At 65.2% G+C, this 21,635-nt stretch carries 30 protein-coding genes and 1 riboswitch; of the genes, 14 read left to right on the top strand and 16 right to left on the bottom strand.

Annotation, left to right across the window (positions count from 1 at the left end; translation table 11 throughout):
• Positions 1-23: 23 nt before the first annotated feature.
• Together AC50YA_RS18900 and AC50YA_RS18895 are read left to right on the top strand one after the other, a co-directional pair.
• Complete coding sequence (locus AC50YA_RS18900; protein ID WP_494983751.1) at positions 24-470, top strand: universal stress protein; 447 nt, start codon at positions 24-26, stop codon at positions 468-470.
• 48 nt (positions 471-518) lie between these two features.
• Positions 519-959, top strand: coding sequence for a hypothetical protein (locus AC50YA_RS18895; protein WP_494983750.1), 441 nt, complete (start codon positions 519-521; stop codon positions 957-959).
• Between the two features lie 73 nt (positions 960-1,032).
• Here the strand turns inward: AC50YA_RS18895 and AC50YA_RS18890 are convergent, their stop codons facing one another.
• Positions 1,033-1,269: a heavy-metal-associated domain-containing protein gene (locus AC50YA_RS18890; protein ID WP_494983749.1), complete on the bottom strand. Its 237-nt coding sequence runs from the start codon at positions 1,267-1,269 to the stop codon at positions 1,033-1,035.
• Between the two features lie 334 nt (positions 1,270-1,603).
• Between AC50YA_RS18890 and AC50YA_RS18885 the strand changes: the two genes are divergently transcribed.
• From AC50YA_RS18885 to AC50YA_RS18860, 6 genes are read left to right on the top strand one after another with little or no spacing between them, the layout of a single operon-like run.
• On the top strand, positions 1,604-1,915 hold the full coding sequence (locus AC50YA_RS18885; RefSeq protein WP_494983748.1) for a DUF2933 domain-containing protein: 312 nt from the start codon (positions 1,604-1,606) through the stop codon (positions 1,913-1,915).
• Positions 1,821-2,576, top strand: a complete 756-nt coding sequence (locus AC50YA_RS18880) for a methyltransferase family protein (protein ID WP_494983747.1) — start codon at positions 1,821-1,823, stop codon at positions 2,574-2,576. Before AC50YA_RS18885 ends, AC50YA_RS18880 begins: the two co-directional genes overlap by 95 nt.
• A 43-nt stretch (positions 2,577-2,619) precedes the next feature.
• Positions 2,620-3,726: an ABC transporter permease gene (locus tag AC50YA_RS18875; RefSeq protein WP_494983746.1), complete on the top strand. Its 1,107-nt coding sequence runs from the start codon at positions 2,620-2,622 to the stop codon at positions 3,724-3,726.
• On the top strand, positions 3,723-4,451 hold the full coding sequence (locus AC50YA_RS18870; protein ID WP_494983745.1) for an ABC transporter ATP-binding protein: 729 nt from the start codon (positions 3,723-3,725) through the stop codon (positions 4,449-4,451). The genes AC50YA_RS18875 and AC50YA_RS18870 overlap by 4 nt, the downstream gene beginning before the upstream one ends.
• A 2-nt stretch (positions 4,452-4,453) precedes the next feature.
• Positions 4,454-4,738, top strand: coding sequence for an SLOG cluster 4 domain-containing protein (locus AC50YA_RS18865; RefSeq protein ID WP_494983744.1), 285 nt, complete (start codon positions 4,454-4,456; stop codon positions 4,736-4,738).
• A complete protein-coding gene (locus tag AC50YA_RS18860) occupies positions 4,705-5,079 on the top strand; it encodes an LOG family protein (RefSeq protein WP_494983781.1) in 375 nt (124 codons plus the stop codon). The genes AC50YA_RS18865 and AC50YA_RS18860 overlap by 34 nt, the downstream gene beginning before the upstream one ends.
• Here AC50YA_RS18860 and AC50YA_RS18855 read toward each other — a convergent pair.
• The gene (locus tag AC50YA_RS18855; protein ID WP_494983743.1) at positions 5,064-5,531 is read right to left on the bottom strand and encodes a hypothetical protein; all 468 of its coding nucleotides are present in this window, start codon (positions 5,529-5,531) and stop codon (positions 5,064-5,066) included. The two genes, AC50YA_RS18860 and AC50YA_RS18855, sit on opposite strands and share 16 nt — an antisense overlap.
• Positions 5,532-5,687: 156 nt before the next feature.
• On the opposite strand from AC50YA_RS18855, the gene AC50YA_RS18850 reads away from it, so the two are divergent.
• The 3 genes from AC50YA_RS18850 (at position 5,688) to AC50YA_RS18840 (ending at position 7,981) form a co-directional block, all read left to right on the top strand.
• A complete protein-coding gene (locus AC50YA_RS18850; protein WP_494983742.1) occupies positions 5,688-5,948 on the top strand; it encodes an SHOCT domain-containing protein in 261 nt (86 codons plus the stop codon).
• Positions 5,949-6,266: 318 nt separating this feature from the next.
• Positions 6,267-7,628: a phenylacetate--CoA ligase family protein gene (locus AC50YA_RS18845; RefSeq protein ID WP_494983741.1), complete on the top strand. Its 1,362-nt coding sequence runs from the start codon at positions 6,267-6,269 to the stop codon at positions 7,626-7,628.
• Positions 7,625-7,981: an HAD family hydrolase gene (locus AC50YA_RS18840; RefSeq protein ID WP_494983740.1), complete on the top strand. Its 357-nt coding sequence runs from the start codon at positions 7,625-7,627 to the stop codon at positions 7,979-7,981. Before AC50YA_RS18845 ends, AC50YA_RS18840 begins: the two co-directional genes overlap by 4 nt.
• Positions 7,982-8,386: 405 nt before the next feature.
• On the opposite strand, the gene AC50YA_RS18835 is transcribed toward AC50YA_RS18840, so the two are convergent.
• Both AC50YA_RS18835 and AC50YA_RS18830 read right to left on the bottom strand, forming a co-directional pair.
• Positions 8,387-8,935 carry a DUF2269 domain-containing protein gene (locus AC50YA_RS18835; protein WP_494983739.1) on the bottom strand — a complete coding sequence of 183 codons (549 nt, stop codon included), beginning with the start codon at positions 8,933-8,935 and terminating at the stop codon, positions 8,387-8,389.
• On the bottom strand, positions 8,932-9,108 hold the full coding sequence (locus tag AC50YA_RS18830; RefSeq protein ID WP_494983738.1) for a hypothetical protein: 177 nt from the start codon (positions 9,106-9,108) through the stop codon (positions 8,932-8,934). Before AC50YA_RS18830 ends, AC50YA_RS18835 begins: the two co-directional genes overlap by 4 nt.
• Positions 9,109-9,206: 98 nt before the next feature.
• On the opposite strand from AC50YA_RS18830, the gene AC50YA_RS18825 reads away from it, so the two are divergent.
• The gene (locus AC50YA_RS18825; RefSeq protein ID WP_494983737.1) at positions 9,207-9,776 is read left to right on the top strand and encodes a TetR/AcrR family transcriptional regulator; all 570 of its coding nucleotides are present in this window, start codon (positions 9,207-9,209) and stop codon (positions 9,774-9,776) included.
• 596 nt (positions 9,777-10,372) lie between these two features.
• Here AC50YA_RS18825 and AC50YA_RS18820 read toward each other — a convergent pair.
• The gene (locus tag AC50YA_RS18820; RefSeq protein ID WP_494983736.1) at positions 10,373-10,786 is read right to left on the bottom strand and encodes a four-helix bundle copper-binding protein; all 414 of its coding nucleotides are present in this window, start codon (positions 10,784-10,786) and stop codon (positions 10,373-10,375) included.
• Between the two features lie 921 nt (positions 10,787-11,707).
• A riboswitch (cyclic di-AMP (ydaO/yuaA leader) is annotated at positions 11,708-11,883 on the top strand.
• A 5-nt stretch (positions 11,884-11,888) separates the two neighbouring features.
• On the opposite strand from AC50YA_RS18820, the gene AC50YA_RS18815 reads away from it, so the two are divergent.
• Together AC50YA_RS18815 and AC50YA_RS18810 are read left to right on the top strand one after the other, a co-directional pair.
• Positions 11,889-12,665, top strand: coding sequence for a M23 family metallopeptidase (locus AC50YA_RS18815; RefSeq protein ID WP_494983735.1), 777 nt, complete (start codon positions 11,889-11,891; stop codon positions 12,663-12,665).
• Between the two features lie 222 nt (positions 12,666-12,887).
• Positions 12,888-13,223, top strand: a complete 336-nt coding sequence (locus tag AC50YA_RS18810) for a hypothetical protein (protein ID WP_494983734.1) — start codon at positions 12,888-12,890, stop codon at positions 13,221-13,223.
• On the opposite strand, the gene AC50YA_RS18805 is transcribed toward AC50YA_RS18810, so the two are convergent.
• From AC50YA_RS18805 to AC50YA_RS18755, 11 genes are all read right to left on the bottom strand, one after another.
• Complete coding sequence (locus AC50YA_RS18805; RefSeq protein ID WP_494983733.1) at positions 13,162-13,440, bottom strand: anti-sigma factor family protein; 279 nt, start codon at positions 13,438-13,440, stop codon at positions 13,162-13,164. The genes AC50YA_RS18810 and AC50YA_RS18805 overlap by 62 nt on opposite strands.
• A gap of 141 nt (positions 13,441-13,581) precedes the next feature.
• Positions 13,582-14,241: a TlpA family protein disulfide reductase gene (locus AC50YA_RS18800; protein ID WP_494983732.1), complete on the bottom strand. Its 660-nt coding sequence runs from the start codon at positions 14,239-14,241 to the stop codon at positions 13,582-13,584.
• 208 nt (positions 14,242-14,449) lie between these two features.
• Positions 14,450-14,707, bottom strand: coding sequence for a hypothetical protein (locus AC50YA_RS18795; protein WP_494983731.1), 258 nt, complete (start codon positions 14,705-14,707; stop codon positions 14,450-14,452).
• A 21-nt stretch (positions 14,708-14,728) separates the two neighbouring features.
• Complete coding sequence (locus AC50YA_RS18790; RefSeq protein WP_494983730.1) at positions 14,729-15,352, bottom strand: thioredoxin-like domain-containing protein; 624 nt, start codon at positions 15,350-15,352, stop codon at positions 14,729-14,731.
• Positions 15,349-16,257 (bottom strand): prolipoprotein diacylglyceryl transferase, encoded by a 909-nt coding sequence (gene lgt, locus AC50YA_RS18785; protein ID WP_494983729.1) that lies wholly within the window; start codon positions 16,255-16,257, stop codon positions 15,349-15,351. The genes AC50YA_RS18790 and lgt overlap by 4 nt, the downstream gene beginning before the upstream one ends.
• Positions 16,258-16,265: 8 nt before the next feature.
• On the bottom strand, positions 16,266-17,813 hold the full coding sequence (locus tag AC50YA_RS18780; protein ID WP_494983728.1) for a multicopper oxidase family protein: 1,548 nt from the start codon (positions 17,811-17,813) through the stop codon (positions 16,266-16,268).
• A 50-nt stretch (positions 17,814-17,863) separates the two neighbouring features.
• Entirely contained in the window at positions 17,864-18,613 is a 750-nt protein-coding gene (locus tag AC50YA_RS18775; RefSeq protein WP_494983727.1) for a cytochrome c biogenesis CcdA family protein, read from the bottom strand.
• 4 nt (positions 18,614-18,617) lie between these two features.
• Positions 18,618-19,502 (bottom strand): F510_1955 family glycosylhydrolase, encoded by an 885-nt coding sequence (locus AC50YA_RS18770; protein WP_494983726.1) that lies wholly within the window; start codon positions 19,500-19,502, stop codon positions 18,618-18,620.
• Positions 19,503-19,587: 85 nt separating this feature from the next.
• Positions 19,588-20,199 carry a DUF305 domain-containing protein gene (locus tag AC50YA_RS18765; RefSeq protein WP_494983725.1) on the bottom strand — a complete coding sequence of 204 codons (612 nt, stop codon included), beginning with the start codon at positions 20,197-20,199 and terminating at the stop codon, positions 19,588-19,590.
• A 153-nt stretch (positions 20,200-20,352) separates the two neighbouring features.
• Positions 20,353-20,820, bottom strand: a complete 468-nt coding sequence (locus AC50YA_RS18760) for a hypothetical protein (protein WP_494983724.1) — start codon at positions 20,818-20,820, stop codon at positions 20,353-20,355.
• A gap of 223 nt (positions 20,821-21,043) precedes the next feature.
• On the bottom strand, positions 21,044-21,289 hold the full coding sequence (locus AC50YA_RS18755) for a heavy-metal-associated domain-containing protein (RefSeq protein WP_494983723.1): 246 nt from the start codon (positions 21,287-21,289) through the stop codon (positions 21,044-21,046).
• Positions 21,290-21,635 lie beyond the last annotated feature (346 nt).

The following is a 21,635-nucleotide window of genomic DNA, read 5'->3' as shown; positions in this document are numbered from 1 at the left end:
GAACCTGGTGGAAGGCGGTGCTCATGGGCGGCGATGAGGTATTCAGGATCGTGGTGGGGGTGGACGGTTCGGCCCCCTCGCGCCTCGCCTTGGAATGGGCAGTCGCTGAAGCGCGGCTGCGCCACGGAGAAGTAAAGGCCGTGACTGCTTGGCAGTTCCCGCCCGTGACGGTCGGGATGGAAGGCCTGGTCCATGACCCGGAGATCTTTCCCCAGGCCGCCCGCCGCCTCCAGGACGAGGCCTTGAGGCGGGTGGACAGCGGGGGAGTGACAGTAACTGGTGATGTTGTCCAGGGCAACACGGCCGGCGTGCTCCTGAAGGCGGCCGAGAACGCCGACCTGGTGGTGGTGGGTTCCCGCGGCCTCGGAGGATTCACCGGATTGCTGCTCGGCTCGGTATCCACCCAACTTGTTCATCATTCGCCCTCCCCGGTGCTCGTAGTCCGGTCCCGCACCGGCGGTGAGGAATGAGCAATCCGGTGACCAGCCGGATGCCTCACACCGCCGGGAGCAGAGACCGTGACAGCTGACCATTCCTCCCACCTGCATCCGGCCGCCGGCACCAGTCACGGAGAGGCGGTTCCGGCAGCGCGTACCTTTAGGGGCAGGCTCCACGCACTGTGGCACACGTTGGTCGGCGCGGTCGGCCTGATCATGGGGCTCCTGCCGCACGTCCTGCATCACATCGGGCTGCTCGCCGGGACCGCGCTGGTCGCGGGATCCGGCGGCACCGTACTGTTCGGGGCACTGGGGCTTCTGGCGTCCATTCCCATGCTAATCCGCCTCTACCGGCGGTTCGGCAGCTGGATTGCACCGGCGCTGGGACTGCTGGTCTTCGTGGCCATGTTCTCCCTGTCCGCGTTCGTTATAGGCCCGGCCATCAGCGGCACCGGAGGGGATGTGAACCCCGGCCCGGTACCCACCGTGGACCACACCAGCGAGCACACCGCGGGCCACTGACAACCAACAGGTAAGCCAGGAGAAGGGAGGCCCGGGAAAGCCGGGCCTCCCTTTGCCCGTAACCGTTGGAAGGCTACTTCGCGCCGGCCATGGCATAGCCGGAGGACCGGATTGCCTCAGCCAGGGCATCCGGGGCGGCAGTGCCAGTGACGATCAGCCGGGACGTGCCGCCCGGGACGAGATCGACGGTTGCGGTCTGGACCCCTGATACGCCGGACACAGCCTTCTCAACGGTCTGGACGCAATGTCCGCAGGTCAACCCGTCCACGCCGTACTGCGCGCCGGAAGCCTGGACCTCCGGCTTTTCCATTACCGAAGCCTTGGCCCGGGTGTCTGCGGCGGGGGAGCAGCAGCTGCAGCCGTGCTGTGCAGCGGAGGCCAGGGGGAGTTCAGTTCGTGATTCGCTGGTTCCACACATGTAAGTTTTCCTTCGAGAGGGTGGATGCAAAGGGGGGCTGTTGGGGATGAACGGCTGTAACGGCCGGGGGCCTGGACAAACCACGTCACTGACAACACCCATAGAATACCCCCTCGGGGTATGCAATGCAAGAGTCACGCAGTACCTGGCCGACCTTCTCCCGCGGGTTGGTGCGGGGGCCGTTGGGCCCTATGCCGAGAGGGTCTGATGGGTCGAGACTCAGGGTATGAGCAGTCTTCCTGATCCGCGTCTTCCTGAAGCACCGGGGCCCTCCAGCGGCCCATATCAGCCCTGGACACAGACGCTGCTGATAGTCCTTATCGCCGCGGCGGCTGTCTACCTCATCACCAACCACTGGCTCCATATTCTGGATGCGCTGCCCTATCTGGGTGTGGTGCTCGTGATGAGCTTTTGTATGTTCGGGCATGGAAGCCACGGCGGACATGGCAGCTCCACCCATCAGGGGCATCGCGGGCTGGAAGCCCGGGGAGGGCCTGGACGCCCCGGGCCCGGGGGAGGTGCCGGACATGTCCACTGACTACGGGTATGACCTGTGGGGGCTGGTGATCATCAATTCGGCTGTGTTCATCATTTTCGCGTTCAGTTTTGTCCGGCCCAAGACGAAACTGGACTGGCGGGCGCTGGGCGGTTTTTCGGCGTTCATCGTGGCGCTGTTCACTGAGATGTATGGTTTCCCGCTGACGATCTACCTGCTCTCGGGATGGCTGGGGAACCAGATACCGGGCGTGGATCTCCTAAACCACAACTCGGGTCATTTGTGGCAGGACCTTACCGGCTGGCAAGGGGACCCGCACCTGAGCCCGCTGCACCTTCTGAGCAACGTGCTGATCGCGGCCGGGTTCATCCTGCTTTACTTGTCCTGGCAGGTCCTGTTCGCGGCCCAGCGGGACCGCCGTCTGGCGATCACGGGACCCTACGGCAGGGTGCGACATCCGCAGTACGTGGGGTTCCTGATCATCATGGCCGGGTTCCTGCTGCAATGGCCCACCCTGCTGACCCTGCTGATGTTCCCGGTCCTGTTCATCGTCTACCTGCGCCTGGCCCGGAAGGAGGAACACCTGATGGACGCCGAGTTCGGCGAAGCCTACGCCGCCTACCGCCGGCAGGTACCCGGATTCGTTCCCCGCTTCGGACACCGCCCCGCTGTCACGGGGCGGAAGTTGCAGAAGGGCCCGTGATGGACCGGCAGCAGGGCAGGGACGGGGAGGCCGGGTTACCGCCATGCTGTTCCTGGCGGTAAAGAACCTTGTCCAGGAAAAAACCCGGCTGCTGATCAGCGTCGGCGGGGTCGCGTTCAGCGTGCTGCTGATCATGAGCATCCAAGGCCTGTACCAGGGCTGGAGCAACAAGATCGGCGAATACATCCGCACCGTGCCGGCCGACTACTGGATCACCCAGACCGGCGCGACGGACATGTTCCACACTCCCTCCGTGCTGCCTTTGACCGTCCGGGATTTCCTCACCGGCGTCCCCGGGGTCGCCAGCGCCAAACCCTTCAGCGGCCGCCGCGTCGCGTTCGCGCACAACGGCAAGGACATCAACCTCTACGTCATCGCCGACGACACGGAGAACAACGTCGGGGCCCCCGCGCGGGTGGTCGAAGGCAAAGCCGCCCCGGACAAGGGCGAGATCATCATCGACCGGGTGGTCGGACGCAGCGAAAACATCAGGATCGGAGACACCATCCCTGTCGCCGGCAGGACGCTGAAAGTCGCCGGCTACTCCGAGGGCGGATACATCCTCAGCTTCTCCTTCGCGTTCGCAACCAAGGAAGACGCCGAAAGCATCCTGCAGCTTCCCGGCGCCACCAACTTCTTCCTCGTCACGGTCAACGAGAGCACCGGCGCGGGCGAGGTCGCGTCCCGGATCGAAGCCAATCCGGCGGTGGATGCCATCACCAAGGACAGGTTCGTGGATAACAACACGAACATCGTCCGGGACACCTTCCTGCCCATCATCCTGGTCCTGCTGTTCATCGGGATCGCCGTGGGCATGACCGTCATCGGCCTGACCATCTTCACCTCAACCATCGAAAAAGCCCGAGAATACGGCGTGCTGAAGGCCATCGGGGTGAGCAATCGCCAGCTCTACACCGTCGTAGTGGAGCAGGCCATCACCGCAGCCGTGCTCGGATACCTCGTCGGGGCGGGCCTGACCCTTGCAGTCAGCGCCGCCGCGGGAAACTATGTCCCGGAGTTCATCACGGAAATCCGCTGGCTCGATGCGGCCTGGATTTTCGCCGTCACCCTGGCCATGGCCGTGGTGTCCTCGCTGCTGCCCGTCCGCCGGCTGGCCCGCATCGACCCGGCGGAAGTGTTCCGCGCATGAGCATCGTCTCCGTCGAGGACGTGTCCAAGACCTTCGGGACCGGGCACACCGCCGTGACCGCCGTGGACCACGTATCCCTCAGCGTTGACGCCGGGGACATTGTGCTCGTGATGGGACCCTCCGGGTCCGGAAAAACAACCCTGCTATCCATGATCGGCACCCTCATGTCCCCCACGACGGGCCGCATCCTCATCTCCGGGCACGACACCTCCACCCTTGAACCGGCACAACTGTCCAGGCTGCGGCTGCGCGAATTCGGCTTCGTGTTCCAGACCTTTAACCTGCTTTCGGCACTGACCGCGGAGGAAAACGTCATGATGCCCCTGCTCACAGCCGGAGTGCCCCGGAAAGTGGCCCGAGCTAAAGCCCGGACGGCGCTGGAGCAACTTCAGCTCGGACACCGTCTGCGGAACCTGCCCCGGGACCTCTCCGGCGGGGAGAAACAGCGGGTGGCCATCGCGCGGTCCCTGGCGAACGATCCCCGCCTGATCCTCGCCGACGAGCCCACCGCCAACCTGGACGCGAAGACCGGCCAGGACGTGACACTGCTGCTGTGTGAGACGGCCTGCATGGAAAACCGGGCCGTCATAATTGTCAGCCATGACCAACGGCTCCGGACCGCCGCCAAACGGGTCATCACCATCGAGGACGGACGCCTCACAGCCGAAGAAGCCGGAGAACACGACCGGCACTGCCGCATGCACCCCGGAGCAGCACCGTCATGAAAATGACTGATGAAGAACTGCTCGCAGCACTGGAAATCGGCGCCGGATTCCACCTGCTCTCGGGCCAGCTGGGCAGGGCAGTTGCTGTCTTCGGATCCGCACGCTCAGGCCAGGACGATCCCCGCTACACAACAGCCCGGACCATGGGGGCACGGTTTGCAGCCGCCGGGTTCGCGGTCATCACCGGCGGAGGCCCCGGCTTGATGGAGGCGGCCAACCGCGGCGCCGTCGAGCCGGCGGCACCTCTGTTGGTCTGGGCATCGAACTCCCGCATGAACAGTCACTGAACCCCTACCTGGATGTGTCCATGACATTCCGGTACTTCTTCGCCCGGAAACTCATGTTCGTCAGGTACGCCTCCGCATTCGTCGTCCTTCCTGGCGGATTCGGCACGCTGGATGAGCTCTTTGAAGCCCTGACACTCGTCCAGACCGGAAAGATCCACGAATTCCCCGTCGTCCTGATCGGAACCGAGCACTGGTCCGGGCTCATGGTCTGGATCCGTGAGCGGCTCCAGAGCCCGGGTTTCATCACGCCCGAGGATATCGGGCTCCTGCGGGTCACCGATGACATCGACGAAGCCATCGAGCTGATCCAGCACTGCCACCTGCGTCAACTCGCCCTCTGATCCGGAAAAGGGATGAGGAACGGGCGGGCGACGGACATGTGCGGAGAGCCCCCGGCAAGGAAACGCCAGACGCTGGCCGCGACCAGGTCCACGTCGCCGAGGCCGGGGGAGAGCATGGTCCCGTTGCGTCCTGCAGGCCAAGCCTGAAGGCCAGAAAACACGGGCCCCGCGGCGGCGATCCAGAGTATCGTTCGTCGCCGGTTCCTGGAGTGCGGCCATCCCGCCAGCAGGGCCCCGCCGATCATGAGCCAGGCCAGGAACGCCGCGGCAGTCCCGGCCAAGGACAGGAACAGCGGGACCGCGATGAACTGCGGGGTCCAACTTATCGCCGGCAGGGAAACCACGCGCGCCCTATTGGATCTCCTGACTGGACAATGCTCGTGCCCGTCATCGGCGTCGGTGTCTCGCTGTTCCTTCCCGGGGAACGCCCGCCGCCGGGCGGTGGTCGGCATCGGACTGATTTTGGCCTCGCTCTGGCTAGTGCTCCGGCGACCCTGCAGGGGGACCGGCCAGGGCAAGGGGACTAAGACTCTTGACGGCGGAAGCCCGCGGGAACGAGAGTGGACACCAGGGCACCAATGGGTCCAGGTGGCAGCGAGGAAGCAGAGATGATGTTTTGGGGCGGGGACATGGGCGTCTGGGGGTACATCCTGATGGGCGTGAGCTTTGTGCTGTTCTGGGGTGCCATCATCACCGCCATCATCCTCTTCGCCCGATCCATGGGAGCCGGGAACAGCCGGTATGAAGATGGCGGGCCCCGTGCAGGCGTCGCAGAGAATCTGCTCGCAGAACGTTTTGCCCGCGGTGAAATCGACGAGAGCGAATACACAGCCCGTCTCACAGTGCTCCGCCGCGGTCGCGGAGCTTAACCGCCGAAGTGCCCGACCGGTCCGGCCGCAGACCTTGACAGATACAGTAGGGGCTACATGTTGTGGGCGTAGCCGGAAAACGACGAACGCGCGGAAGCCCTCACGCAATGAAGTTCCGGCAACGGGTGGATAGCGCCCGATGCCCCGCCCCGGACCCCTCTGCGGAAGGACACACCATGCCTGCTGACCCGAATCCCTCACCCGGACCCGCTTACCGACCGGCACAGGCCTGGCTGCCGCGACCGGAAACACCCGAAGCGACCACCGCCCGCGCTGCCCGGCCGTTGGCCCCGGCCGGGAACCGCTAGGCACGCCGCCATGGACCTCCGGCTCATCTCCCGCGTACTGTTCCTGCGCGCTGCGTGGCGGAGAAGGGACCACTGGGACGCCGCACGAATCACCGCCCATCAGGACCACGCCCTGCAGGAACTGCGCAGCGCCGCCTACGCCGGCTCGGAGTTCTACCGCCGCCACCATGCCGGACTCCACGATGCGCCCCTGAACCAGCTGCCGCACATGACGAAGGCGGACCTGATGGACCACTTCGACGAGGCCGTCACCACACCGGACCTGAGGCTGGCGGATCTGGAAACCCATCTGCGGTCCCTGACCGAGCACGGTGGAGACCCGGGGGTGCCGTGGAAGGGCCGGTGGCGGGCCGCGGCGACAGCAGGCACCACGGGCCGGCGCGGAACCTTTATCTGGAACCGCTCCGAGTGGGGCACAATCCTGGCGTCCTACGCCCGCGCGAACGACTGGGCCGGGATCTCAGCCGGACTGACCCGGCCCCTGAAAATGGCCCTCGTGAGCTCCCGCGTCCCCACACACCAGTCCGCCGTCGTCGGCGCCTCACTGCGCTCCAAGCTCGTCCCCACCCTCCGCCTGGACGTCACCGCACCCATGGAAGAGACGGTCTCCGCGCTGAACCAATTTCAGCCCAGGGTCCTGGTCGGCTACGCTTCGGCACTCAAACCCCTGGCCGCCGAGCAGCGCGCCGGACGGCTGCACATCTCACCCCAGGGCGTGATGTCCGCCTCCGAAGTGCTCAGCCCACACACCGCCTCCGAAATGGAAGCGGCCTGGGGAAGCGCCCCCTTCGATGTCTACGCCGCCACCGAAACGGCCGGGATCGCCTCCCCGTGTACCTACAGGGACCGCCATGTCTACGAGGACCTGCTGATCATCGAACCCGTGGACCAGGACGGGAACCCGGTGCCGCAAGGGACAACCGGGGCAAAGCTTCTCGTCTCCGTCCTGTTTTCGCGGACCCTTCCACTGATCCGCTACGAAATGTCCGACACCGTGCGGCTGGGCGGACGAGGCTGCCCCTGCGGACGCTCCTTCACTCTAATGGAGGACATCGAAGGCCGGATCGAAGACGTACTCCACCTGCCAGGCAAGGCCGGAAGCGTAGATGTCCACCCGATCGTGTTCCACCACGTTCTGGACCAAGCCGCCCTTGCCGGCTGGCAGATCATCCAGGAACCCTCCGGGCTGCGGGTACTCCTCGCGGGCCTCGCGCCCGGAGCTTCCATACAGGGAGTCCGGACCGCAGTAGGCGACGCCCTCACCGCGGCAGGAGTTGTGCAGACTGGTGTGGATGTACACTTGGTGGAACACCTTGAACGGACAGCACTGGGCAAGGCGCCCTTCGTGCGCGGGTTGAAGGGCCCGCGATGACAGAGTCACCCACCGCCGCTGCTGCTTTTCCGCCTTTTGACGCCGTTATATTTGATCTGGATGGCGTCGTCACGGACACGGCGGCTGTGCATGAGGCAGCATGGACCGAGCTCTACGAGGTGCACAAAGATCCGCGGGTCCCACCAACGGCACGCAGGAGCCCGTTCAACACCAGGGACTACCAGAAGTATGTCGACGGCAGAGGCCGCAACTCCGCCGCTGTTCTAGCAGCCGGGGGCCTGTCCCGAGCCTTTGACCTGGTCATCGATGGCGAGATTGCCCGCGAAGCGGGGCTAGCCGGGAAACCAGACCCCGCATTGTTCCTTGAAGTGGTGCACCGGCTGCGCAGATAATGGTCTCGGGCACGATGACCGGCTTTGTCGCAGCCCCTTCGAGGCGGTCATCGATGGATTTCATGGACCGGTAGGGCAAGGCGGAGGCGGCCATTGACGCGGCCTCGGCCCAGCCCGGCCGCATGGTTTCCGGGGTCAGGCACCGGGCCAACGGTGTTGCCGCATCCACAGCCTTCGTCGCGGGTCGTATGACCGCAGCGGGTCTCCCGGGACGGTCAGGTCTTATGCCTTCAATCTGCGCGGGACTTCTTCACCTTTCTCGCACCGCGGCGGTGTTCACAGCAAATTGATTGCTGCCGGATAGGCCACCGGGAAGTGCATACCGGGCAGTGTCCGGTCCTGCGCCGGGCATCGTCTGTGGCATCTGACCTGTGGCAGGACCTGTGACGGAAGCTTTGCGTCTGGCTACGCCGTTTGCCGTCGCGCCATTGCCTGCTGTTTTTCAGTTTTTCCCTGCCCGTATCGCGTGAGCCCACGAGGTTTATAGATTGACAGCACCGTGGTGACAAGCAGCGCCAGCAGCGCCAGCAGCGCAGCACCGGCATCAAACACGAGCTGGACCCGCATGCCGGTCATGTCCGCCGAACCCAGGGATGAAGATGCTGCGATTTCCGCCATTGCGGTAACGGGCTGCAGATGAACCAGCAGCAAGGCGCTGGCCACGGTGGTAATCATGAGCTTGATCAGCACCCAGTAGTGACGGAACAGACCCCAGACGGTGCCCAGGCCCTGGACGATGCCGGAAATCAGGGAGGCCAGGCTGAGCGGGAAGATCACAGTCCAGCCGATGAGGTTCATTCCCAGATACGCAGCCTGGACCAGTCCTGGGTCCGTGGAGGACAGTCCGGTGATGGCCAGAACAAGGAACGTTGTGACGGCACCCAGCCATCCGACCGAGCAGATCACATGCACCATCAGGGTGGCTTTACGGAGCCCAGGGGTCATCACTTTCACGGGGTGTGGTTCATCATTCCGCCGCCGCTGAGATGGATGACCGCGAAAGTCACCACAATCAAGGTAGCGGCGACGAGGAAGGCCTTGACCCAGAGGGGCGTTCGGTGCCTGGGGGCTGGGCCGCGCTCCTGCCCTAGTGTGGGCTGGGGTTTGGGTATTGGGCGCTCTGCCATGAGGCTCCTTGTCGGTCGGGGGCGAACATCCTTTTGTAAGACAGTATGTTCTCAGTGTGCCATGTTGTTCAAGGCGTGGCGTGTTGTACGATGCGAGAATGCCAAAGTTATGGGATGAGACTATCGAGACTCATCGCGGCGCCGTCCGGACCGCCATCCTGGACGCCGCAGCGACCCTGGTCGCTGGCCATTCGGCGGCTGCTGTGACGATGTCCGGAATCGCCCAGATGGCCGGTATCGGCCGCGCAACGCTCTATAAGTACTACCCGGATGTCGAGACGATCCTGGCGGCCTGGCATGAGCGTCAGGTCCATGCGCACCTGGAAGTCCTGACCCGGATTAGGGACAGGACGCGGGGCGCCCGCGAGCAGCTTGAAGCCGTGCTGGAGGCCTACGCCTTCCTCTCACACTCCGGGCTCGGAGCAGCCGACGCCGTCGCCCTGCACCAAGGCGCACATATGGGCCCCGCCGAGCGCCACTTGTCCGGATTTCTGACAGAGCTCCTGCGCCAGGGTGCGGAAGCCGGGGTATTCCGGGGGGACGTAGCCGCGGATGAACTCGCCGCGTTCTGCCTTCACGCCCTCGAAGCGTCCGCCGGTCTGACATCGCCGGAGGCCGTTCACCGGCTGGTCAAAGTCACCTTGGCCGGGCTCCACCCGGTGCCCTGAGCAGGCCAACGCTTCCCTGGGACCTGCGCCTGCAGGCAGCCCAGGACCGGCCGCCGCGGTCACCCCGGGCCGTCAGTCTGGGCTTCGATCAAAGGTGAAGCCACAGGCGCACCGGTACATCAGCACGCCCCCGGATGGCTCCGGGGGGTGACTGACCAATGCCTCCGGGAAGAGAAGTACAGGCATTTTGTCGGCCGGGACCAGACGCATAGGCTCACCGCAATGCATGTGGGTGGCCAGCATTCGCCGCAGCTGCGGGTCGTCGACCGGGCTCCCGGACGCGGCACCTATCCCGGCCAAGGTGCCGCCGGCAGGTGGGATGGACCCCTGACGCGGGCCTGAGGGCTGCCTGGGTTTCATTTATTCCTTTCGACGGAAGATGGCGCCACGGTCGCCGAGCGATCCGTGGCGCTGGTCGCGTCCCCACACGGATTAACGATTCGACTGGCACTTTCATCCCCCTGGATGCTCCTGTGGCAGAGCTCAGGGACGCATTGGGGGTGCCTTAAGGCCGGGATGACGCAGGGCAGGCCTTCCCGCGGGTGCCGGAAGGTGTTGGATCTCCGGTCACCGTTGGGTAGGGCCCTGGGGCAGGGTCAGCCGAGCGAGCCGAGAAGGTCGTTGCATGCCTTTTCGCAACGGCGGCAGGCCTCGGCGCAGAGCCGGCAGTGTTCATGCATGCCTGCGTGTTGCTCGCATTCCTCGGCGCAGGCCTTGCAGATGGTGGCGCAGGCCTGCAGCACCGCGCGGGTGACGTTGGCGTCATAGCCGGTGTGGCGGGAGAGGACGTTTGCCGTGGCCGCGCAGATGTCCGCACAGTCAAGATCGGTGCGGATGCATTTGGTCAACTCGGCGACCATGTCTTCGCCGAGACAGGCATCAGCGCAGGCGGTACACACCTGTGAGCAGTCAAAGCAAGCCGCAATGCATTCGGCGAGCATGTGCTGATCGATGCCGCCGAGATCCTTCGGGTACGCATCGAGCATCTTGTGGGTGCTTCCGTGTGTCATTTCTTTCTCTCTTTCCAATACTGAACGGCAGGAACCTGGTGCGGAGACCGGCTGATGTTTTCTGAGGTGCCGGCTGTTTGGCTGATGTTCTTTCTCGGGCCTCCTTCTGATCGCTGAAGGCAGGACCCAAAGGGCGGCCCGCACGCGGTGTTTACGCCAGCCAGGTCGAAGGGTGCCACTTGCAGGCCGTATGGCCTGGCGTTTGCGCGGCCGGACGGGGAGCGTGCGCTTTTATGTCCGACTGACAGACAGTTGAGTTATGGTTAGCGCCTGCCAGCTCAGCGGTGCTTGGGGCCTGTTGGCGATGTGGGGTGCCGGGTGCCGGGCGCGCGGGCCCGTGGAATCAGGTATGAGCGGTCCTGGCCTTGGCTGCGCCGCGTCGGTCACAGCAACGGGCCACGACCGTGGACTGACTGCCCGGGTGCCTCCGGTCTCGTGGCACCCGCTGCGCGGGACCCCGCTGAGCACGTCGGAGGCGGAGTGGGCTCCGACCGGGCTCACTCTGTTCGAACGTCCCCGAGGGTTCTCCTGTCCCCCGGGGATCGCAGTCTCGCGCTGGTGCTGTGCGGCGGCGGAAGGGCTGCGGTCGGACACCCCCACCACGTGGTCTTGTCCATTACAAAAGGCAACTGGCCCGGCCACCAGGAGGACGATCACGAGGCAGGAAAGAACAGCCCGCAGCGCCGCAAGCCTGCGGACCAGCAGTGGAAGCGTGGAACGTTGAAGGGCCATCTGGTCTCTCCTGGGGCAAGTCCCGCCCAGCGTAACCTTCCGGTGCCCCGCCAGTCACCATCCCTTTCCCCTTAATTCCGGAGCGCCTTTGATAACGGATTTGTAACTTAAGCCGACGCTTCGCTAAAGTTGAATAAACACATACCCCCAACGGGTATGGATGTGACCGCTTCGCCAAACCCCGCCGGCGGTCCGTGAACCTGATCTTTCTCAGGCGGGGGCGGAGGACCCACTTTTGGTGCGTAATGATGCACCTTGGGGTGAAGCCGACCTGTGACTGCGCGTCCTGATCGCGTCCTGCAGGGCAGCCGGACAGTCCACTCGTCCGAATCCGACAGCTAACTTCGCCGGCGCCGAGAGGACCACTATCTTGCCTGCCCAGTCAAAACACGGCCGTCGCCGCGCCCTTCCGGCCGCTGCCTCACCACGCCGCCGTCCGTTCTTCCAGGAATCAACGTTCCGGCTACGCGGCCAGCAGTTCGGGGTGACGGCCGCCGTCACGGGAATGATTGCCCTCACTGCTCTGTCCGCGGCGCAGGCTGACTCCGGCAGCCGCGCTACGGCCCAGGACCGGCCAGTGGCCGTGGCAGCCCCGGCTCCGGAAGCGGCGGTCACGGCAGCAGCTGACACTGTTCTCACCTTTGACCGCCCGGAGGTGACCTCCCAGCCTGCGCCTGCGCCCGCTGCCCCGGCGCAGCCCGCTGGGGCGGTCAAGGCACCCGAGGCCGCCCCCGCGCCCGTCCCGGCATCCCCATCCACGGGGTTGCGTGCCCCGCTCGCGTCGATTAACGTCAGTTCCCCCTTCGGCTTCAGAATCAGCCCGATCACCGGGGCCGCAGCTGAAATGCACACCGGGGTCGACCTGACCGGGGCGTGCTCGACGGCGGTCTTCGCCGCCGGTTCCGGCACCGTCACCGAGGCCGGCTGGAGCCCGTACGGCGGCGGCAACCGGATCGTCGTTGATCACGGCAACGGCCTGAAGACCACCTACAACCACCTGGCCAGCATCGGCGTCTCCCTCGGACAGACCGTGGCTCAGGGCCAGCAGATTGCAGGGGTAGGCACAACCGGTGCCTCCACCGGCTGCCACCTTCACTTCGAGGTCATGGTCAACGGCCAGACCGTTGACCCGGCTGCCTTCATCTAAGAGGCCCGGCCCGCAGCCCCTTAGATGGCTGCGCTGACTGCTTGCGCGTGAAAAGCGGCAGCCGGGCGACGAAGCGGTACAGTTGCGGGTGCGTCTGCACCCTGTTTCTCTGCGGTCCTGACGGACCACACTCAGTGCCAGTCATGGTTCCTGGCTCGGGCGGATGACGCACGAGGGCCATCTGCGGGCGCCCACACAACGAGCCGGACAAAGGACTAGACAGTGCAAATCTCAATGGCTGCCGCGGGTCTTTACGCCCTGGCCACGACGCCGGCCCCGGGTCCAGGCAACGAAGGTCTGAGGCCAGGACTGGACGCGGATCAGGTAACTCCCGGATTTCTGGGTTTCGCGATGACGGCGTTCATGGTCATCGCAGTTGTCCTGCTCATGGTTTCCATGACCAGACGAATCCGGCGTGTGCGTTACCGGGCGCAGTTCGAGCAAGGAAGCGAACCCGTTTCGGAAGAAACGGATGATGCCCGCAGCCAGGCTGGGATCAATGAAACCGAGGCGACCAACGGAAGCGGACCGGGCGGCGAGGGCCCCGGACGGGGATGAGCCCGCGGCTCCCGCGGCAGGCCGCCGCGTGGAGTTTATTAGTGAAGCCGTGCTGCATGTGGCCGGACAATGCTGGATCTACGCTCCTGTCGGGGGTCAGCAGGTTCAGCATTGCCGGCAGCCCGGAATACTGGGCGACGGATGCCGCACATTCGGCGCAACCGCCGAGGTGTCTATGGAACTCGCGCCGTTCAGAGGGACTCAGGGCGCCCAGCACTTATGCTCCGGTCCAATCCCCGGTACCTGTCCTCTCCGGTCGGGCTCAAGTTCCTGCTCCTTTCTGAAGGCCATTGTTTTGTCCGCCATGGGACGCCTCCTGGACTTCCGCCGCATGTCTGGAAGGCCCTGCCGCCAGGACCTAATCCCGCGCCATGGCCCCTGTAATGAGGGATTTGAGGATGCTTTGGTCGGCTAGGCCCAGGATCCGCGCCGCGACTCTGCCTTCCCTGTCCAGGACGAGTGTCGAGGGGACGGCCTGGGGTGGAACGTACTGGGCCATGGCCAGCAGGATGCTCCCGTCCTTGTCGTCCATGCTGGGATAGCTGACGCCGAAGGTCCGTTCGAAGGCTGCTGCGGTAGGTTCCTCATCGCGGATGTTTACGCCGAAGAAGGAGACGCCTTGTGCTTTGAACTCATTCGAGAGTGCCTCCAGCCGTGGAGCTTCGAGCCTGCAGGGGGCGCACGCGGCGTACCAAAAGTTCAGGACGATCACTTTTCCGGCCCAGTCACGGGAGTTTACGGCTGTCCCGTCGTACAGTTCGCCGCTCAACACTACAGGGGGCTCCCGCTCGGCTGCAGCGTATTCGGTGACGGAGCCGTCCCCGGCGATGTAGTTTTTGTTGTCCCCGGCTTTGGCCTGCCGGGCCAGGGCGTCGCTGGAGGCGCAGCCGGCAAGGACGCTGATGCCCACGGTGCCCAGAAGTGCCGAGGAGAGGAGGCGCCGCCGAGAAAAGCCCGGCAATCTCTCCGCTGGCCCGGGGGCTACGGTTCGGGGTGTCATGGAGACGTGCTCATACATGGCTGTCCTTTGATAACGGCAACTTCGCGGCTCGGTTGGAACTGGAGGAATACATACCCAACGGGTGTGGGTGCGGCCATTTCGGCGAACCCTGACGGCGATGCCGTAGCGCGCCCCAGGTAGAGAGGACACCCGCGGCGGCCAGAATTGGCCGGGCCGTCCAGCTCAGGGCCCGGGAGGGCAGGATCACGTCGCGGGGCCGGCATGCTCAGGGCTTCTTCGTGTCAGTGCGTCCGGCGAGAATTGCACCGATAAGGATCAGCACGCCACCGGTGGGGTAGCCGATGAAAATATCTTCGGTGAGGCTCGGTCCTTGCCCCGTGGCTGCAAGGTGGGCGATCCAGTGGCTGATGGCGACCAGCGTTCCGGCGACCATGAGGGCCTGTCCGATCCGGACGAACCGCCGGTGCCGGCGGTAGCGTGATTCGGGGTCGGTTGCTTGTTTGGGCTTGTGGAACTTTTTCATGGTTTTCCTCGGGGGTCTTAGCTAGCCGTTGGTTCCGCCAGTGCAGGCGGCGCCGGGTTCGGGTGCGTTCGGGGATTGGGCGTAAGCCCGGATGAAAGCGGGGATGCGCGGGTCTCCGGCGTCCTGCACGCTTAGCTGGGCGCCCCATGCGGTGGCGGTGACCGGGCCGGTCTGGTCTTTGTCCGGGCTGAGAACGACGTAGGGCTTTCCGTCGGCGAGTTCGGTGAGCTTGGTTAGCTCTGCCGTTGGCACGTCGGGGTTGTAGCTGAGCCACACGGCGCCGTGTTCGAGGGAGTGCACCGCGCGTTGTTCGTTGACCGGATCGGTGTAGACCCCGCAGTTGATCCAGACCGGCGCATGATCGCCTCCTGCGCCCGGTTTCTGCGGGTAGTCGACGGCGTCCTGGACGTGGTTGCGGGAGAGGCCGGCGAAGGTCTGGATCCCCTCGATGGGTCTTTTCGCAGCCTCCGCGGCTGCGTTCTTTTCCTGGACCGAGGTGGTGACGGTGAAGGCAACGGCGGTAATGATGAGCGCCAGGACCAGCCCGAAACTGCCGTAGACCAAGAGGTTCCATTTGCGTTGCTTGGCCTTCTGCTGTGCCCGGACGGCGGCCAGGTCGGCGCGTCGCTTTCCGGCGTTACTCATATGTGTGTCCTTTCGGTGGGTGCATCAGGATTCTGCCGCAGATCGGGCGAGCGGGTTTCGACTTCGGAGCGCGGCCGGGACCGCAGGCGATGGAAGAGGGCCATTCCGGCAATAAAGAGCAGGCCGGAGACCCAGGTGTTCACGCGCAGACCCAGGATGGTGTTGGCAGGATCAGAGCGCAACAGTTCGAAAGCGAACCGGCCGGCGGTGTAAAGGACGATGTAGAGGGCAAAGACTGCACCGGCACCAAGCCTGTACTTGCGGTCCAGGGCCATCAGCAGGGAGGCGGCGGCCAGGCACCAGAGGGATTCGTAGAGGAAGGTGGGTTGGAAGTAGCCCAGGACTTCCGGGGTGCCGTCGCCCGAGAGGACGGCCTGGCCGGTGGCCTGGTTCATGTTGTAGATCTGGAGTTTCCAGGGCAGGTCCGTGGGGCCGCCGTAGAGTTCGTTGTTGAACCAGTTCCCCCACCGTCCCAGGCCTTGGGCGATGAGCAGGCCGGGGGCGGCTGCGTCAGCGAACGCCAGGAAGGGGATCCCGGCGCGTCGGGCGCCGATCGCGGCGCCGACAAGTCCCAGGGCGACGGCGCCCCAGATGCCGAGGCCGCCCTCCCAGATTCTCAGCGCCCCCCAGGGGTCCCTGCCTGGGCCGAAGTAGAGCTGGTTGTCGGTGATGACGTGGTAGAGCCTGCCGCCGATGATGCCGAACGGTACGGCCCACATCACGGTGTCCAGGGTCTGGGCGGTCGTCCCGCCCCGCTCCCGGAGGCGCCGGGCTGTCAGCCACGTGCCAAAGACGATGCCTGCCAGGATGCACAGCGCGTAGAAACGCACGGTCAGGGGCCCCAGCTCCAGGGCGCTGACCGTCGGGGACGGGATGAAGTAATCCGTTATTGCTGAAGGCTGCATGGCTGCGCTCACTTGATGTAGGAGAAGAGGGCCATCATGCCGCGCTCGGCGTGATAGGCGTTGTGGCAGTGGACGAGCCATTGGCCCGGATTGTCGGCGTCGAAAATCACTGTGACGGTTTCTTTTGGCCGGACGATCACGGTGTCTTTACGCGCCCCTGTGGAACCGACCTGGAAGGTGTGGCCGTGCAGGTGCATGGGGTGCCACATGTCCGTGTCGTTGATAAAGCTCACTTGGACCCGTTCGCCTTCTTTGATGTCGAAGGTGTGCTCGAACGGGTTGACCATTTCGAAGCGGTGGCCGTTGATGCCCCAGTCGTATTTCTCCATGCTGCCGGTGAGTCTGAGCTCGTGGGACCGGTCCGGGGTCCGCGGGGGCAGGTTGACTGCCGGGTCGGCTTTGAGCTGGCCGCCGTCCAGGACGGTCCCTTCCAGCTTGCCGGGCAACACCGCCGGGAGCGGCTGTTTTCCCGAGCCGGTGCTGATGAATCCGAGGGCCTTGCCGGTCTTCCCTTCGGGCAGTGCCAGCAGGGGGGTGAAGCCTTCCGCGACGGTGAGCAGCGCATCGATGCGTTCGCCCATGCCGAGCACGACCGCGTCAACGTCCTGATGGACGGCGGGAAACCCGTCGGTGTGGGTCAGAGTGATCTTCTGCCCGGGGATCCCGACGCGGTAGGCGGTGTCCCCGGCGGCGTTGATGAGCCGGAGGCGGATGACCTGCCCTGCAACGGCGGGCAGGATCTGTGCCTGGTCCGGTGCTTTGGAGTTGAACAGGTGGTACGGGTAGCCGACGTCCCCGGCGTCCCCGCCGAGGAAGTCGCTGCGGGATCCCATGAGCATGTGCTTCATTGCTGACGGAGCGGGGCGGGCGTCGGCGGAGGGCGAAGCCGAGCGGTCGATACCGGCGGTATACATACCTTGTGAGAGTTCGGCCAGGACATCATCGGGGGTGCCGGTGATGCCATCCATCCAGTCGTCCAGGATGATGACCCAGTCCTTGTCGTATTTCAGTGGCTCGGCCGGGTCTTCGATGATCAGTGCCCCGTACAGTGCGCGTTCGCGCTGCATGTCCATGTGGGAGTGGTACCAGTAGGTGCCGGGCTGGGCGAGCCTGAAGTCGTAGCTGTAGCCGGCTCCGGCGGCAACGGGTTCCTGGGTGATGTGCTGGACGCCGTCCTGGTCGTTGCGCAGGGCCAGGCCGTGCCAGTGGATGCTGGTCTGGTCTTTGAGCTGGTTGGTCAGCGCCACGCTGAGCCGGTCACCGGCCCGGGCGCGGATTTCGGGGGCCGTGAGGTTGCCGTTGTACCCCCAGGTCGTGAACGTTTTTCCGGCCACATTCGTTTCGAACGGTCCGGCCTTGAGTGTCTGGGCCACTGTAGTGCCGGCCAGGGGCCGCTGCGCTTCGTATTGGGCGACCAGCGGGTCATCGGGCATGACACGGGTTGGTGCAGCGGCGCTGCGCGGGGAGGTACAGGATGCCAGGGCCGCTGCTGCGGCGCCGGCGGCCGACAGCGCAAGGAACTGCCGCCGGTCCAGTTGGGAAGAGGTTGGGTTCATGTCAGTTTCGAATCCTTGGGAAGAAGGCCGGGCAGTGCGCAAGGCAGCCATCAGATCGGGGTGAGGAAGGTGCCGGAGAGGTTCTGCAGTTTGTAGATCCACTGCACCCACACTCCGGTGATCATCAGGATGCCCAGGATGATCAGCATCGAGGCGCCGGCGATGTTGACGGTGCGGATGTGTCTGCGGACCAGGGCAAGTGTGTTGCTGACCCAGCCGAAGCCCATGGCGGCCAGGGCGAACGGGATGCCCAGGCCCAGGCAGTAGGCGAAGGCCAGCAGAGCCCCGCGTCCGGCGCTGCCGGTGGTCACGCTCAGGGACAGCACCGCGCTCAGTGTCGGGCCCATGCAGGGTGTCCAGCCCAGGCCGAAGACGATCCCGAGCAGCGGTGCGCCGCCGAGTCCTGTGCGGCGGCCGAGGGTGATTTTGCGGGTCTGCTGCAGCCAGGGCACCAGGCCGAGCAGGGCCACGCCCATCAGGACCACGACGATTCCCAGGCCGCGCATCAGTGTGTCCTGCCAGCGCAGCAGCCAGGAACCGATCGCCCCGAATGCTGCCCCGTAGAGGGTGAATACGGCGGCGAACCCCAGCACGAAAAGGCCCACGCCGGCCAGCACCCGGGTGCGGTTCCGCGGCTGCGTAGGGTCGGTCAGGCCGGAGACGAAGCCGAGGTAGCCGGGGACGAGGGGCAGGATGCAGGGGGAGAGGAAGGAGACGAGCCCGGCGGTCATGGCCAGGGGGATCGCGATGAGCAGCGCCCCGGAGGTGACCGTGGAGGCGAAAAACCCGCCGATGTCCATCGGCTCAGGCCGCGTCGGAGGGCCGGAAAACCGCCCCGCCGTCCGTGGACACGACCAGGCCGGTTGAGGTAGCGGCCCAGATCCAGGGTTTACCCTCCGATCCTTCCGTCGCAGCGATGGCTTTGACCTGTCCCTGGATCTGCCCGGTCCGGGACCAGGTGGCGCCGGCGTCGGAGGAGTAGTGCACCGTGCCGTCAGGTGCGACACCGATGGCTTCTGTGGCGCTGGCGAACGCGGCGAACTGCACCACCGGGGCAGCCTTGTCCAGGACCCAGGTGGCGCCGCTGTCGGTCGAGCGTTGCACACCGTCGACGGTGGTGGCCAGCACGGTGTCGCTGTAGGGATTCCCGGCCAGGGCTGCCGGTGCGAAGTCCGCGGCGATTGTTGTCCAGGTCTTCCCGTCAGGGCTCGCGCGTAAGGCCCCGTCGAAGGCGACGATCCCGGACTTGGTGGCGGTCAGGGCATGGAAATCGGACTCTCCCTGGCGCGAAACCTGCTCCCACGTCGCACCGCCGTCGCTGGTCTTGACCAGACCCAGCGGGTTGGGAAGATCCGAACCCGGGCCAGGGTGGCCCGACGCGTAGAAGACACCCTGCTCCATGGCAGCGGTGAAACCCATCAGGTCGTTCGTGGGTCCGATCCTGACGGCGGGTTTTTTGGACACGTCGAACAGGCCCTCGTGCGTGGCCAGGAGTACCTGGCCGGTTTCACCGTTGACGTTCAGGCCATGGATGTGGGCGCTGGGCAGACCTGTGGCGGCGCCGGCTGATGACGGGGTGTCGGCCGTCGGGGCGGTGGACGGGGCGCAGGCAGCCAGGGACAGCGCCAGGGACAGGGCCGCGGCTGAGACGGCGATGATACGGGGACGTTTAAGAGAGCGCGCAGGCACGATGAATCTCCAGGTGACGGAACGAAAAAAGAGGTGTGGAGGGGGAGGCGCCGGCCCGTGGCCGGGCCGGCGCCGGGTCTGCCAGCTAGAGGGTGGCCAGCAGGTCCTTCATTGCCTGCATTTCAGCTTCCTGGGAGGTGGCAATGTCTTTGCTGAGCTGGACTGCCCTGGCGTTCTTACCGTCCGTAGTTTCAGTTTTGGCCATCATGATCGCGCCCTCGTGGTGGGCGATCATCTGGGTCAGGAACAGTTTGGCCGCCTCGGTTCCCTGAGCGGCTTCAAGCTTGGCCATGTCTTCATCGCCCATCATGCCGGACATGCTATGGCCGGAGGGCGTGCCGGTGGGGATCTCGGTGGGCTGGTTCCAGCTGGTCAGCCAGCCGGTCATCTTCTCGATTTCCGGTGCCTGGGCCGCCTTGATCTTGGTGGCCAGATCCGTCACCGGGGCCGGGATTCCTTCTTTGGCGAGGACCATGTCGGACATTTCCACGGCCTGGGTGTGGTGCGGGATCATCATCTGGGCGAACATGGTGTCCGCGTCGTTGAAGTCCGCGGCAGCGGGCGCGGAGCTGGAGGACGTCCCGGAGCTGCCGTGGTTCATTCCGGGCATGCTCCCTCCGCCCGAACCCGCGGAACAACCGGCCAGGGCGATCGCCGCGGCGATGGTGACAGCGGAAATGGTCAGTGTTTTCTTCATCAAAATCAGGTCCTTCAAATTATCAACCGGCGTCAGACGCCGCTGCGGATAGCGTGGCTGCAAGGCCCGCCGGAGCTCAGGCGGGGGTATGCAGGGTGGGTACGCAAGCGTGGCGTGGAGGGTGCGCCGGGCAGGACACGGCGCAGCGCAGCTTTACGTCCGGCTGATGCAGAGGTCGCCGGGGGAAGGACCCTCCGGCAGGAAGGAGTAGCTGATCGTTGACCCGGCGAGGGCATTCGTGTCCGGGGTCTGGAGCGGTGCGGTGCCGGGCAGCGGCGCCGACAGGGAGGTGTTCGCCGGGGAGAGGACGCAGACCGCATCCATCGCCGACATACTCTGGCAGCCGGCGGCATCGGCGCACGAGGAAGCTGATCCGGCAAGCATCCCGGGCCCGGCCGCGGAGGCCGTCTGGGAAGACTGTGCCGGGGCGTGGCCTGGATGGTTGACCGGGTTCTGTTTCTGCTGAACGGACGTATCCATGCTTGGGGTGGCCGTCGGCATCGCGTGGGCCCCGGTCATGATGTGCATACCGAGGATCCCAGCCACAATGGCCAGGAATCCCGTCAGCAGCGCGGCACGGGTCAGGAACGCCGTCACGCGGCCGGATCCGGTTGCTGCCATGGTGTTCCTCCTTCCGTAGCCGTTCATGGGTTTAAGGGTACGGCAGGGATCTTACCCTGCCGGGCTTAGGGTTCAACGAACCTGGGAGGGATTCAGTTTCACACTTCGCAGCAACTGAGCGTTCAGGGCCGTGATGATTATGATTTTCCATTGTTGCCCTCTCCTGGGTGGGAAGTCTGCCCTGACGGAGGCAGCGGCGCTGTCCGTCAGGGTGGGCGTTGGACTACCTGCTGGTGAGGCTGTACCCGGCGTCCCGGACATCAGTTTCGGTATGGGTGCCGGAGACGGTGAGCCGGGATGCCCCTCCGGGCACCAACTCGACGGTGACGGCCTTCACTCCGGCGAGGGAGGACACTGCCTTTTCAACGCTCTGGACGCAATGCCCGCAGGTCAGTCCTTCGACGGAGTAGTCGCTGCCTTGAATTGCCGGCGACGCCAGGTCCGGGAAGAGGTGGAGCAGCAGCTGCATCCGGACGGTTCAGCGGCCACGAGGGGCAGCCCGGTCCGGGTTTCGGGTGCACACATGTCAGTTCGGTCCTTTGCAAGAGAAATCATGGGGAGGCGCTGGGGTTGAACGGCTGTAACGGCCGGAAAGCGCATCGGCCTGGACAAACCACTTCACTGACAACACCTGAATAATACCCCCATGGGGTATTATTGGCAAGGTGGATGCCGGCGTCCCCTCGCGGAGATTGAACAGCTGGCGTGAGCGGCCGGGCCCGGCGCACCCCTTGTTTAGACCGGCAGGCCGGGTTCGGGTTGCATCACCGGGCCGGGGTCCTCTGCCCTCGAGTGGCCCCGTTATTCAAATGTGA

This window comes from Pseudarthrobacter sp. RHLT3-21 (assembly GCF_059383495.1).
Note: the sequence above shows the minus strand (reverse complement) of the source record. Positions and strands in the feature narration are given on the sequence as shown.